This window comes from Nostoc sp. C052, assembly GCF_013393905.1.
Classification (GTDB): Bacteria; Cyanobacteriota; Cyanobacteriia; order Cyanobacteriales; family Nostocaceae; genus Nostoc.
The window spans coordinates 6,931,671-6,945,002 of sequence record NZ_CP040272.1; the positions used below are offsets into that span (position 1 = coordinate 6,931,671).

At 41.5% G+C, this 13,332-nt stretch carries 13 protein-coding genes; 9 read left to right on the forward strand and 4 right to left on the reverse strand.

Annotated features, from left to right (window positions below):
* The first annotated feature begins 22 nt into the window (after positions 1–22).
* The 4 genes from FD723_RS28690 to argH all read left to right on the forward strand — a co-directional run bounded on the left by FD723_RS28690 (position 23) and on the right by argH (position 4,448).
* Positions 23–1,804 carry an ABC transporter substrate-binding protein gene (locus tag FD723_RS28690; protein WP_179068381.1) on the forward strand — a complete coding sequence of 594 codons (1,782 nt, stop codon included), beginning with the start codon at positions 23–25 and terminating at the stop codon, positions 1,802–1,804.
* Positions 1,805–1,872: 68 nt separating this feature from the next.
* Complete coding sequence (larB, locus tag FD723_RS28695) at positions 1,873–2,661, forward strand: nickel pincer cofactor biosynthesis protein LarB (RefSeq protein WP_179068382.1); 789 nt, start codon at positions 1,873–1,875, stop codon at positions 2,659–2,661.
* Between the two features lie 106 nt (positions 2,662–2,767).
* Complete coding sequence (locus FD723_RS28700; protein ID WP_179068383.1) at positions 2,768–2,974, forward strand: hypothetical protein; 207 nt, start codon at positions 2,768–2,770, stop codon at positions 2,972–2,974.
* 88 nt (positions 2,975–3,062) lie between these two features.
* Positions 3,063–4,448 (forward strand): argininosuccinate lyase, encoded by a 1,386-nt coding sequence (gene argH / locus FD723_RS28705; RefSeq protein ID WP_179068384.1) that lies wholly within the window; start codon positions 3,063–3,065, stop codon positions 4,446–4,448.
* 152 nt (positions 4,449–4,600) lie between these two features.
* Here the strand turns inward: argH and FD723_RS28710 are convergent, their stop codons facing one another.
* Positions 4,601–4,765 carry a hypothetical protein gene (locus FD723_RS28710; RefSeq protein WP_167407613.1) on the reverse strand — a complete coding sequence of 55 codons (165 nt, stop codon included), beginning with the start codon at positions 4,763–4,765 and terminating at the stop codon, positions 4,601–4,603.
* A 577-nt stretch (positions 4,766–5,342) separates the two neighbouring features.
* Here FD723_RS28710 and FD723_RS28715 point away from each other — a divergent pair.
* Together FD723_RS28715 and FD723_RS28720 are read left to right on the forward strand one after the other, a co-directional pair.
* Entirely contained in the window at positions 5,343–5,837 is a 495-nt protein-coding gene (locus FD723_RS28715; RefSeq protein WP_179068385.1) for an NUDIX hydrolase, read from the forward strand.
* 201 nt (positions 5,838–6,038) lie between these two features.
* Complete coding sequence (locus FD723_RS28720; RefSeq protein WP_179068386.1) at positions 6,039–6,881, forward strand: alpha/beta fold hydrolase; 843 nt, start codon at positions 6,039–6,041, stop codon at positions 6,879–6,881.
* A gap of 259 nt (positions 6,882–7,140) precedes the next feature.
* Here FD723_RS28720 and FD723_RS28725 read toward each other — a convergent pair whose 3' ends face one another.
* Positions 7,141–7,959 (reverse strand): pantothenate kinase, encoded by an 819-nt coding sequence (locus FD723_RS28725; RefSeq protein ID WP_179068387.1) that lies wholly within the window; start codon positions 7,957–7,959, stop codon positions 7,141–7,143.
* 135 nt (positions 7,960–8,094) lie between these two features.
* Between FD723_RS28725 and FD723_RS28730 the strand changes: the two genes are divergently transcribed.
* The 3 genes from FD723_RS28730 (at position 8,095) to FD723_RS28740 (ending at position 12,745) form a co-directional block, all read left to right on the forward strand.
* Positions 8,095–9,819 carry a diflavin flavoprotein gene (locus tag FD723_RS28730; RefSeq protein ID WP_179068388.1) on the forward strand — a complete coding sequence of 575 codons (1,725 nt, stop codon included), beginning with the start codon at positions 8,095–8,097 and terminating at the stop codon, positions 9,817–9,819.
* Positions 9,820–9,989: 170 nt separating this feature from the next.
* Entirely contained in the window at positions 9,990–11,702 is a 1,713-nt protein-coding gene (locus FD723_RS28735; RefSeq protein ID WP_179068389.1) for a diflavin flavoprotein, read from the forward strand.
* An 821-nt stretch (positions 11,703–12,523) separates the two neighbouring features.
* Entirely contained in the window at positions 12,524–12,745 is a 222-nt protein-coding gene (locus FD723_RS28740; RefSeq protein WP_179068390.1) for a hypothetical protein, read from the forward strand.
* Between the two features lie 101 nt (positions 12,746–12,846).
* On the opposite strand, the gene FD723_RS28745 is transcribed toward FD723_RS28740, so the two are convergent.
* The gene (locus FD723_RS28745) at positions 12,847–13,086 is read right to left on the reverse strand and encodes a type II toxin-antitoxin system HicA family toxin (protein WP_179068391.1); all 240 of its coding nucleotides are present in this window, start codon (positions 13,084–13,086) and stop codon (positions 12,847–12,849) included.
* Entirely contained in the window at positions 13,086–13,310 is a 225-nt protein-coding gene (locus FD723_RS28750) for a type II toxin-antitoxin system HicB family antitoxin (RefSeq protein ID WP_179068392.1), read from the reverse strand. The genes FD723_RS28745 and FD723_RS28750 overlap by 1 nt, the downstream gene beginning before the upstream one ends.
* Between the last annotated feature and the right edge of the window lie 22 nt (positions 13,311–13,332).

Here is a 13,332-nt window from a genome sequence, read left to right on the forward strand (position 1 = left end):
GCAGGATTTACGTATTGAAAGTATGAAAATTTTTAGACAAATTTTTCTGGCAATTAAATATTTTTGGTTGCCAATAATTTTGACTTCAGCAACAGCACTTACACTTACCGCCTGCAACCCCGCTAACTTTAAAAGTGCAGCCGCTCAAGTACCGCAATTGGTAACTGCTATTCTCAGCGATCCCAAAACCTTTAACTACCCTTTGAGTCAGGAATCTCCGAATGTTTTTCCTCTGATTTATGAAGGGCTAACTTCTGAAAACCCCATCACTGGCAAAATTGAGCCTTCTTTAGCAGAATCTTGGGAAATTTCTGATGACAAATTGCGATTTGTTTTTACCTTACGTAAGGAATTGAAATGGTCTGATGGGGAACCCTTAACAGCAGATGATGTAGTATTTACCTTCAACCAAATTTACCTAAACGAAGCAATTCCCGCAGATGCTAGAGATGTGCTACGGATTGGTGAAAGTCGGGCTTTACCAAAGGTACGAAAAATCGATGCTCAACGAATTGAATTCACAACTCCAGAACCATTTGCACCATTTTTGGGAACTCTAGGACTACCAATTTTACCGGCCCATACTCTAGAACCATTTATCAAGACAAAAGACCAAGAGGGTAAGCCAATATTTTTGTCAAAGTGGGGTGTTGATACTCCTCCAGATCAAATTATCGTTAACGGCCCTTACAAGCTAGAGCGCTACGACACAAGTCAGCGTGTAGTCTTCAAGCGCAACCCCTACTACTGGCGCAAAGGGCCGAAAGGAGAACCCCAACCTTATATTGAAAGTATTGTGTGGCAAATTGTAGAATCAACAGATACTTCCTTGCTACAATTTCGTTCTGGTGGATTAGATACGGTGGGAGTCTCACCAGATTATTTCTCTTTGCTAAAGGTGCAAGAAAAGCAGGGAAATTTCAAAATTTTCAATGGTGGGCCAGCAACAGGTACAACGTTTATTTTATTCAATTTGAATAAAGGTAAAAGAGATGGAAAACCGCTGGTCGATCCAATTAAATCGCGTTGGTTCAATACTGTAGAGTTTCGGCAGGCAGTAGCCTATGCAATTGACCGACAAACAATGATAAATAACACTTTTCGTGGCTTAGGTAAACCCCAAAATTCGCCAATTTCTGTGCAAAGCCCTTATTATTTGTCGCCAGAAGAAGGTCTAAAAGTTTATAACTACAATATAGAAACGGCGAAAGAACTGCTATTGAAAGCAGGATTCAAATATAACAACAACCAACTAATTGATGCTCAAGGAAACCACGTCCGCTTCTCATTGCTCACTAATGCTGGTAACAAAATCCGCGAAGCAATTGGATCGCAAATTAAACAAGACCTGAGTAAAATTGGTATTCAAGTCGATTTCACTCCTCTAGCCTGGAATACTTACACAGATAAGCTGTCAAATTCATTAGACTGGGAAGTTTCTATGCTGGGTCTGACTGGTGGTTTAGAACCAAATGATGGGGCTAATGTCTGGTCTCCCGAAGGTGGATTACACATGTTTAATCAGAAACCCCAAGCTGGACAAAAACCAGTGCAAGGTTGGGAAGTGGCTCCTTGGGAAGCAGAAATTGCTAAGTTATATATTCAAGGAGCAAGGGAATTAGATTCAGCAAAGCGGAAAGAAATTTATGCCGAAACCCAAAAAATTACCCAAGAAAATTTACCGTTTATTTATCTAGTTAATGCTTTATCAATGTCAGCAGTGCGTAATCGCTTTGAAGGTATCCGATACTCTGCACTTGGTGGCGCATTCTGGAACATTCATGAAATTAAAGTAACGGATTAATCATAGGGTATTGGGAATTAGTTATTGGACTACTGAATAAATGACAAAGAACAAAGGGCTAATTACCAATGACTGATGAAAAAACTTTGCGATCGCTACTCGTTGCGGTTGCTAATGGTAAAGTTACCCCAGATACGGCATTAGACTCACTCAAAGACTTGGCTTATGAATCTGTGGGCGAGTTTGCCAAAATTGACCACCATCGTCAGCTAAGAACTGGTTTCCCAGAGGTGATTTGGGGCCCTGGTAAAACGCCTGAACAAATTGCTCAAATTATGGAAGTGATGCGCCTCCGTAATCCAGTGGTGATGGCGACTCGGATTGAACCAACAGTTTATGCCGCATTAGAATCAAAAGTTAGCGGTTTGCGATACTATCAATCGGCGCGAATTTGTGCGATCGCTCCCTTTACCATCGAACCACAATTTCAGGGTGAAATTGGCATTCTTTCTGCTGGTACGGCTGATTTACCCGTTGCGGAAGAAGCTGCTGTCACGGCTGAACTTTCAGGTTTCCGCGTCCAGCGCCTTTGGGATGTTGGCGTTGCTGGGATTCACCGTTTATTAAGTAACCGCCACCTGATTGAGTCAGCATCAGTGTTGATTGTCGTGGCGGGGATGGAAGGCGCTTTACCCAGCGTTGTTGCGGGTTTAGCGAGTTGTCCTGTGATTGCTGTACCCACCAGCATCGGTTATGGCGCAAGTTTTGGCGGTTTAGCGCCCTTGTTGACAATGCTCAACTCTTGTGCAGCGGGAGTAGGCGTAGTAAATATCGATAATGGTTTTGGCGCAGCAGTTTTGGCGGGGCAAATTTTGCGGACTGCCGAGAAATTGCGGTTGGCATCGGCTACATCTTGAGTTAAGACATTGAAGTTATATCCAATATTTCAGTAAATATCAGTACTTTATGTAAAAAATGCACTGATGCTGAAATTGACAAAACCTAACTTCTTAATCACCAAATATGAGCCACTACAGCGATTTGACATCTCAGTTACTTTGGCATTTGCCTGTAAATTTGACAGCATTAGCACAAACAATCACCGATCCAAACGTTATGGGTCAGATGCAAAAAGCTTGGAGCCACTTTATACAAACAGGTCAAGTGTGGGCATTGTTGATTGGTTTATTCATTGGCTATGTCATTCGGAATCTAACTAGCTACGGTTAAAGTAATTTTGGATTTTGGATTTTAGATTTTAGATTAATCCAAAATCCAAAATCTAAAATCCAAAATTGATGCCCCTTCCTGATAATTTATGACCATAAAAGAAACTTGGAGCCAGCGGTTTGAATCAGCATTGCATCCAGCGATCGCTCGTTTTAATGCCAGTATAGGTTTTGATATTGAATTAATCGAATATGACCTCACTGGTTCTCAAGCCCATGCTAAAATGCTCGCTCACACAGGCATCATCTCCCCAGGAGAAGGAGAGCAACTGGTTGTCGGTTTAGAACAAATTCGCCAAGAGTACCGCCAGGGTAAATTTCAGCCCGGTGTCGATGCTGAAGATGTACATTTTGCAGTTGAACGCCGACTGACAGAAATTGTGGGCGATGTGGGTAAAAAAGTGCATACGGCGCGATCGCGTAATGACCAAGTTGGCACCGACACTAGACTCTACCTCCGCGACCAAATCCAACAAATCAAAAGCAATTTGCGAGAATTTCAAGGTGTTTTACTGGATATAGCTGAAAAACACGTTGAAACTCTGATTCCTGGCTATACTCATCTACAACGCGCCCAACCGGTGAGTTTAGCTCATCACCTCTTGGCATACTTTCAAATGGCTCAACGCGACTGGGAACGTCTAGCTGACGTTTCTCGCCGTGTGAATATCTCGCCTTTGGGGTGCGGTGCTTTAGCGGGAACTACTTTCCCCATCGATCGCCACTACACAGCCAAACTCTTGAATTTTGACGATATTTATGCCAATAGCCTCGATGGAGTGAGCGATCGCGATTTTGCGATCGAATTCTTGTGTGCTGCTAGTTTGATTATGGTTCACCTCAGCCGCCTTGCAGAAGAAGTCATTCTTTGGTCATCGGAAGAATTTCGCTTTGTCACCCTCAAAGATAGCTGTGCTACTGGTTCTAGTATCATGCCCCAAAAGAAAAACCCCGATGTTCCAGAATTAGTGCGGGGGAAAACGGGGCGTGTATTCGGTCATCTCCAGGCAATGTTAGTGATTATGAAGGGGCTACCTTTGGCATATAACAAAGACCTACAAGAAGATAAAGAAGGTTTGTTTGATAGCGTTAAGACAGTCAAAGCCTCTCTAGAAGCAATGACGATTTTGCTGAGAGAAGGTTTGGAATTTCGTACTGAGCGGTTAGCATCAGCCGTGGCGGAAGATTTTTCTAATGCTACCGATGTCGCAGATTATCTGGCAGCACGGGGCGTTCCTTTTCGAGAAGCTTATAACCTTGTGGGTAAAGTCGTAAAAACTAGTATTGCCGCAGGCAAACTCCTCAAAGATTTGACATTGGAAGAGTGGCAACAACTACATCCAGCATTTGCAGCAGATATTTACGAGGCGATATCCCCCCGTCAGGTTGTGGCAGCCCGCAATAGTTACGGTGGTACTGGCTTTGTACAGGTAAGCAAAGCACTTATAGCCGCCCGCGCTCAAATTGATCGATAGAGAGAGACAAGGGGGATAAGGGGGACAAGGGGGACAAGGAGAATTATTGAAAATCTCTCCCTTGTCTCCTTTGTGCCCAAAATAAATAAGGGCGTACAAATGTACGCCCTAAAAATTAAATAACCCAAACAATAAGGATTTAGGCAGGCAGCTTATTCAGTGTCAGCTGCTGCTGCGCCTTCTTCTTCCTCACTCTTTGGTGGTCTTTGTTGGAACCTTCTCTGCATTCTTCCTGTCGTAGTTCGTTTACGAAACTTTCTGGCATACGCCTGGTTACGTAGCGCCTTTTCTTTTTTCGGGTTACGGCGCTTGGCCATGTTCACCTCATTAATAAACAACAAAAAAGTAGCAACTAGGCATCACTTAGGCAATATTAGTTACCAATGTTATTGATATACTTGTAGCCTAGTGCAGCAATAAATACGCTTTAAACAGTGTACTAGTCTATCGCATAGAACCTTGATCTGTCAATAAAAATTCTAAATTATCCCTGCCAGGTAGACGAAAAATACCTTTTCTTAGATTCTAATCTGTTAAATAGATTGTAAATTAGCTAACTACTTGTTGTTATTGAAACAAATAAATTTTATCAGGAAAGAATTCAGATTGTTTTTTTAATGTGTGCTGAAAAACTATTAGTAATAGCTAGTTTCAGCAGCAATAATGCTAACGATAAACTGAAATTTTTCCTAATTCAAAAAATATTATGTATATATAAATATAGTGCTTCTCTTGAAACTTGATGTTAGAATCAATAATATTCTACGTAAATCGTGAGAATAAAATCTCAACCCACAAACATTTTTGTATAAAACAAAACTCAACCAAGATTTTATTAGTTGAGCTTATGTAAGTGGTAGAGAACTATAGAATACAACATAGAAAATTTGAAGATTGAACGTTATTGCTTTTTTTCCGGCAGCTGTAGAGTCCACACGTAACTTATGGCGTATTGGACAAACAGTACTGGGTATAATATTTCGTCATCCCATTACTGGCACTAGCATCATCCCAATTTTACCTGATGGTCGAATAGTACTGATCCGGCGGCGTGACGATGGTCTTTGGGCATTGCCTGGAGGAATAGTGGATTGGGGAGAAGATATTCCCAATACAGTCCGCCGAGAATTGATGGAGGAAACTGGGCTAGACTTAGTGAAAATTAACCGTTTAGTAGGGGTTTACTCTGCACCAGACCGCGATCCCAGAATCCATTCAATTTGTATTGTGGTTGAAGCCGAGGTGCATGGGACAATGGAAATTAAGGATACTTTGGAAGTTATGGAAATCCAAGCTTTCTCTCCCAGTTTCCTACCTTCAGGACAGATGTCTCACGACCATACTCGGCAGTTGCAAGACTACTTGAAGGGCTTGACAACATTGGCATAATAATGATTGGTCATTAGTCATTAGTCTTTTATCATTTGCTGCCAAAGTTACGATCTAAGGAAGCATCTCTCCTCTACGAGAGGCTGCGCGAACGGCTTACACTTCTCTCTTTGTAATTTGTCCAAAACTAATAACCAATGACTAATGACTAATGATTAATGACTATTTATTATGGTGCTAAAAGTTAACTACTAAATTAAAATGGATACACTATTCCGCAACTCCCGGAGAAAGCTTTCTCAAGGGTTAATATTCTGGCGTGAAGTCGGTGAAAAAACTCCTATAATTTTTTTACATGGTGCTTGGAATGAGAGTAGCCAATGGTTATCTGTGATGGAGTCTCTTGCACAAGATTTTCATTGTTTTGCACCTGATTTATTAGGGTTTGGTGAATCAGAGAATCCGAATATCCACCATTCGATAGATTTACAAGTTGAGTGTTTAGCTGAGTTTTTGCAAGCTGTCAAGCTAGAAAAAGTATATTTAGTGGGGCATTCTCTTGGGGGTTGGGTTGCTGCTAGCTATGCTTTAAAGTATCCAGAGAAAGTTGAAGGTGTGGTATTGCTAGCACCAGAGGGTGTCGAGATAGCAGGACAAGAACAGCATTGCCGAAAGATGCGGCGATTATTGAATTATCCACCACTAATAGTTAAATTGTTGCGATCGCTAATTCCCTTAACTAAAGTTCTGGGTTGGCAGGAAAAAATTGTCCAGGATTTGCAATTACGTCAGGAATTGCTGCGTTACCCCATAGCTTGTCAGTTACTTTTCAAACGACGACAAGTAGAAATTGAGGCGGAATTAGTGCAAAAGCGGCTTTATATGATAGATGCCCCAGTTTTTATTTTACAAGGTGGCCAAGATACACCAGATGCTTTAGCCAAAAGTCGGGTTTATGCTCAACTGATGCCGAAAGTAGAGTTGAAAATGATTGCCCATGCTGGAAATGATTTACCAGAATCTTCGGCTGGGATGGTGGCGATCGAAATTCGGGAGTTTATTCAAGGTATTTTAAAAAGCCATAATTTAAACGAATTAAACTAGTACAACACGGCGGAAAGAAACCACCCATTTAAAATAGCCAGAAAGCTTACAAAATAAGCATTCTTTCTTTTTACTTTTGCCTTATTGTACTAGTGGTCTGTCCCATTAAATTTGAGAGATAAAAGAACGAACCACATACTCCTACGGAGAAGCAAGCTACGCGCAGCGTCTCGTTAGAGAAGGACGCAAAGAGCGCAAAGTTAAGCTGATACCTGTTGGGTTGCGCTCGGCTCCACCCAACCTAAGTCTCTTCTCTGCTTCATTCTATTCCATCTGTGCTATCACCCATTACTATTTCGCGCATTCCCAAAAATATTAAATTGGGTTCTACAATTAAGTGTTCTGTGATTTCAGGATATAAAACTTGTAAATAGGTTACTAATAAAGTGCGATCGCCACCTTTAATTGCAATGTTACCATCAGAAAATAATTGCAACCATGCCTCAAGAAAATCTTTAATTCCAGCTAATACTGTGTAAATTACTCCACTTTGAATTGCTTCTGTAGTATTAAGCGCAAAACGTGGTGGTAGAGACGCAATATTTTGCATTTTTAATAGTGGTAATTGTCCTGTTTGTTGACCGAGAGTTGCAAATTGCAAACCTAATCCTGGCAGAATTGCACCTCCAACTAGACACTGGTTATCATCCGCAGCTGTAAAAGTCAGCGCTGTACCAGTATCAATCACCAACATGGGAAAACCCCAAGTTTTCCCCGCACCCCACAAAGCTAAAGCGCGGTCAATTCCCAGTGTGGGATAAACATTTTTGAGTGGTACTTGCTCTAAGGTAATAACGCGAGTATTTGGGTAAGTTTGCCAAATAGCAGTTTGCTTGGGAACTACGGAGGCGAGGAGGAGAGGAGGGGGGGATGAGGAAGTATTTTCTACCCTAATTTTCTGATGGGGTGCAGAAATTGCCAGTAGTAAACGATCTAGGGTTTGACATTTAGCTAACTGTTGTATGTCAGACTCAGCTAGATGGTCGCTATCCCAGGCTGAGTAAAGCTTTTTGCCAATAAACAACGCCCAATGTAGCCGAGAGTTCCCAATTTCCAATGCTAGCCAAATTTCCCCCATCTCCAAAATCCCTCAGCGGTTTCACACGTTTATTTTTTTTAAGTAAGCTGTAGGTTTTTTAATAAAAATTAACATTCAAGGCATGTCACAATAAAATAAGAGGAAGAAATACTCATTGTATTAAGGAGGGGAGTTATGGTAGCACTCACCGAAAAAACTGAAAAACGGCTCACCATAGAGCAGGTGGAAATCGCTCAAGAGACGACGGCTATTCGCTCTTTGGATTGGGATCGCGATCGCTTCGATATTGAGTTTGGTCTGCAAAACGGTACTACTTATAACTCGTTTCTCATCCGTGGCGAGCAAACTGCCTTAGTTGATACCTCCCACGAAAAGTTTCGTCAACTATATTTTGATACGCTCACGGGATTAATTAACCCAAAAGAAATAGATTATTTGATTATCAGCCACACCGAGCCAGACCATAGCGGTTTAGTTAAAGATTTGCTGCAATTGGCTCCAGAAATAACCGTTGTCGGTTCTAAAGTGGCAATTCAGTTTCTTGAGGATTTGGTACATCAGCCATTTAAACGGCGGATTGTGAAAAATGGTGATCGCTTGGATTTGGGCAATGGTCATGAATTTGAATTCGTGATTGCCCCAAATTTACATTGGCCGGATACCATTTTCAGTTTCGATCATAAAACTAAAGTTCTTTATACCTGCGATGCTTTTGGGCTGCACTATTGCTCAGATAGCACCTTTGATGAAAACTTAGCGGCTATCGAAGAAGACTTTCATTACTATTACGATTGCTTGATGGGGCCAAATGCACGCTCAGTTTTGTCTGCCCTGAAGCGGATGGCGGAACTTAAAACCATCGGTATGATTGCCACAGGACACGGGCCACTGTTATCTCACAATGTTGAGGAACTAGTTGGGCGTTACCGCACTTGGAGTCAAAGCCAAAGCAAGCCAGAAACAGCAGTTGGAATATTTTACGTTTCCGAATACGGGTATAGCGATCGCCTTGCCCAAGCAATTGCCAACGGTATCAGTAAAACTGGTGTTGCCGTGGAAATCGTCGATTTGGGGTCTGAAGTCGATTTACAAGAACTGCGGGAACTAGTTAGCCGCTGTGCTGGGCTAATCGTTGGTCTAATTCCGGCTTCTGGTGCTGCGAGTATTCAAGCTGCACTCAGCACAGTTTTAGGATCTGCCAAAGAAAAGCAAGCCATCGGCGTATTTGAAACTGGCGGTGGCGATGATGAACCGATAGATCCTTTGGTGAGTAAATTCCGCAATTTGGGTTTGACAACAGTTTTTCCAGCGATTCGGATTAAAGAAACACCTACGGAAAATACTTACAAGCTGTGTGAAGAAGCAGGTACAGACTTAGCTCAATGGGTAACACGCGATCGCAGCATCAAAGCTATGAAATCCCTTAGTGCTGACTTAGATAAAGCATTAGGTAGACTTAGCGGCGGATTATATATCATCACTGCCAAAAAAGGCGATGTATCCAGTGCTATGTTAGCCTCCTGGGTTGCTCAAGCCAGCTTTAAACCCTTGGGATTTTCCATTGCAGTCGCCAAAGATCGGGCAATTGAATCACTCATGCAGGTAGGCGATCGCTTTGTTCTGAACATCTTAGAAGAAGGCAATTTCCAACCACTCATGAAGCACTTTTTGAAGCGGTTCGCCCCTGGTGCAGATCGTTTTGAAGGTGTGAGAACTCAGCCAGCCGAAAATGGTGCGCCTATCCTCAATGATGCCCTAGCCTACATGGAGTGCGAAGTCACCAGTAGAATGGATTGTGGCGACCACTGGGCAGTATACAGCACAGTCTACGCTGGACGGGTTTCTAAGCCAGAAGCTTTGACTGCTGTGCATCACCGTAAAGTCGGAAACCACTATTAATTTTGGATTTTGGATTTTGGATTTTAGATTAATAATCCAAAATCCAAAAACACTCAATTAAGCGTTTGTGCAGTATAGCCCTTCCTACTTAATATCCATAATTATCCAGAATTTGGATGTTTAATTAACAATCCAAAATCTAAAATCTAAAATCTAAAATTGTTTCCGCCATGTCACAAAATAAACCCCGTGATGTTCAAGTTTATCCAATAGCGACAGATACGAGAATACTGCGATCGCGCAGTTGGTCAAGGCTGAGATTTGAAATTGAATACGCTCTTGCTAAGGGTACAACTGCTAATTCTTATTTAATCGAAAGCGATAAAACTGCCATTATCGATCCTCCAGGGGAAACGTTTACGCAAATTTATTTAGAAGCTTTACAGCAACGTTTCCATTTTGAGGATTTAGATTATGTAATTTTGGGGCACGTAAATCCTAACCGCGCCGCAACTTTAAGAGCTTTGTTGGAAATTGCCCCGCAAATCACCTTTGTGTGTTCTAATCCAGGGGCGATAAATTTACGTGCAGCGCTAGAAAATCCAGATTTACAAATTCTTGTGATGCGGGGCGAAGAAACCTTAGATTTGGGTAATGGGCATAATTTACAATTTATTCCCACTCCCAATCCCCGTTATGCAGATGAACTTTGTACCTACGATCCGCAAACAGAAGTTTTGTACACAGATAAGTTATTTGGGGCGCACGTTTGTGGAGATCAGGTATTTGATGAAGGTTGGGAAGTATATAACGAGGATCGACGCTATTATTTTGATTGCCTCATGGCTCCCCACGCCCGTCAAGTTGAAACAGCACTGGATAAACTTGTCGATTTTCCCGTAAGAATGTATGCCAATGGGCATGGGCCTTTGGTGCGCTATGGCTTAATTGAACTGACTAAAGCTTATCGGGAATGGAGTCAACAGCAAACATCAGCTGACTTGACAGTGGCGTTAATTTATGCATCAGCTTATGGGAATACGGCTACATTAGCCCAAGCGATCGCTCGTGGCATCACCAAAGCTGGTGTCGCTGTAGAATCAATTAACTGCGAATTTACTGAACCAGAAGAAATCCGGGCGGCCGTAGAAAAAGCCGGTGGTTTCATCATCGGTTCTCCTACCCTTGGCGGACATGCACCGACACCCGTGCAAACAGCTTTAGGAATTGTGCTATCCACCGCTACTAATAATAAACTCGCTGGTGCTTTTGGTTCCTTTGGCTGGAGTGGGGAAGCGGTTGATTTAATTGAGGGTAAATTGAAAGATGCTGGCTATCGCTTTGGTTTTGATACCATCCGCGTCAAATTTAAACCCGACGATGCTACCCTACAATTGTGTGAAGAAGCTGGAACCGACTTTGCCCAAGCACTCAAAAAAGCCAGAAAAGTGCGATCGCCAAGTCAACCTGCAACAACTGTAGAACAAGCAGTTGGTCGCATTGTCGGTTCTCTTTGTGTTTTGACAGCCAAAGAAGGCGATCGCTCCAGTGCCATGTTAGCTTCTTGGGTATCTCAAGCTAGCTTTAATCCACCTGGTTTAACCATCGCCGTTGCCAAAGACCGCGCAGTAGAAACACTGACACATACAGGAAACAAATTTGTCCTCAATATTCTTAAAGAAGGCAATCACTTGGGCTTGATGAAGCACTTCCTCAAACCTTTTGGGCCAGGACAAGACCGATTTGCCGATGTCGCCACTCAAGAAACTGAAAGCGGTTCTCCCATACTTACGGATGCCCTAGCATATCTCGAATGTTCCGTACAAAACCGGATGGAATCTGGCGACCACTGGCTAGTTTATGCCACTGTTGAGAGTGGCAAATTGTTAGATACTGATGGCGTTACAGCCGTACATCATCGCAAGTCGGCAACTCATTATTAATCAATCATCACCAATTTCCAACCTCAGCCTATTTTTGCGAGTTCGATTGTTTTCCTCCTCGCTTGCGGGGAGGGGTATTTTGCTCCTGGGAATACTTGCTAGGCATCAGATGATGTCTGATAGCGGATTTTTCTTAGCTCTACAAAATATAAAATAATTTTATCATAGCATATATTATAATATAATACTATTAAAATTATAAAAAACTATGTAATTTAAGTCACTTTCAAAATTTTGACTCGTATTGCCTATCTGGAATCGGGAAAATTAAAAGTGGGTTTTAAGAATACGAAAATTTTGTAAGGAGGGAACAATGAAAAAAAAGACAAATATGAGTTAGAATGTAAATAAGAAAAAAGCCCGTGAACTTCATAATTCACGAGCAGTCCAGCTTAAAAAAACCTAAAGCTATTGGTACTAGCTATTAGGTATATTTTTTCGGACATCTTTGTCTTCTATGAGGTTTATTTTTGCTTAATTAGTGTAAGTAATGAAAGAATGGACTTAAAAATTGAATCTGTTGACTTGGCAGTATTAGCTACATTAAGTGAAATGTAAGCTGCTACAGCCAATAACAGGAAAGTCGAAATGAACTTTTCTGGCATTTTTTTAATTTAATAGTCCAATTAAAATCTGTCTAGATGAGATATATCATCTAGCAGATTTTTCATTGGTTGTAATAAGATCATAACACTTCAGTATGGCCTCAGGCTATTAATTTGAGGGAAGTTGGTATTAATAAGAAGAAAAAATGCAAAGTGTGGCAAACTAGCAATTTTTTGCAAAAACTAACTCAACGCTCTCTGTTATAAATTATTGCCATGACGTTATGTGAACTTGAAGATCAAGCACTGAGATTATCTGCCGAGGATCGTTGGCAGTTAATCAATACATTAGTGCGATCGCTCCAACCAAAAATTCAGCCAACATCAAAGCCGAAGGGTTTAGCTGCAAGTTTAATCGGCATTGCCAAGACTGACACCGTGCCACCTACAGATGAAGAAGTGAAAGCCATGCTACATGAGCGGTTGGTGCAAAAGTAAGTATCTATAATGCGAGTTTTATAATTGAACTTCAGTTCCAAAGCGATCGCCTAATTCGCTACACATTTCTATTTTTTAGTCTTAACGGAGCAGTATTGCTTTCAGATTTGCTCATAAGCAGACAAAAAATCCTCTCTTGAGATACCCGCTTGAGTACAAATTGATCTCAACGTCGAACCTTTAATTTGAGAATGATTAGGCATAGTCAATGGAGTTTTTGTTCCATCTTCCTTTTCTCGCTCCATAACAATATGCTCTCGCTCCCTAATAACAGTAAATCCCAGAAATTCCAATGTCTTAATAACTTTAGCTTTAAGTACATCTACTGGGAATTTAACCATTAAATAAGAACCTCAGCTTCCGCCACAAAAGCTTCTAGGACTGGTGATTCCTCTTCTAAAACCTCTTGACCAAATATCTCTATATGGCAGTGGATAGCAGATTTAACATCAGCTAGTGCTTCTTCATAGCTGTCACCTTCGCCAACAACAACCCCTTTTATACCCAAAGGATAGGCTACATAACCATCGTTATGTTTTTCAACAATAATTTTGATTGCTCTCATTGTTATATAAAAGAATGGCTGA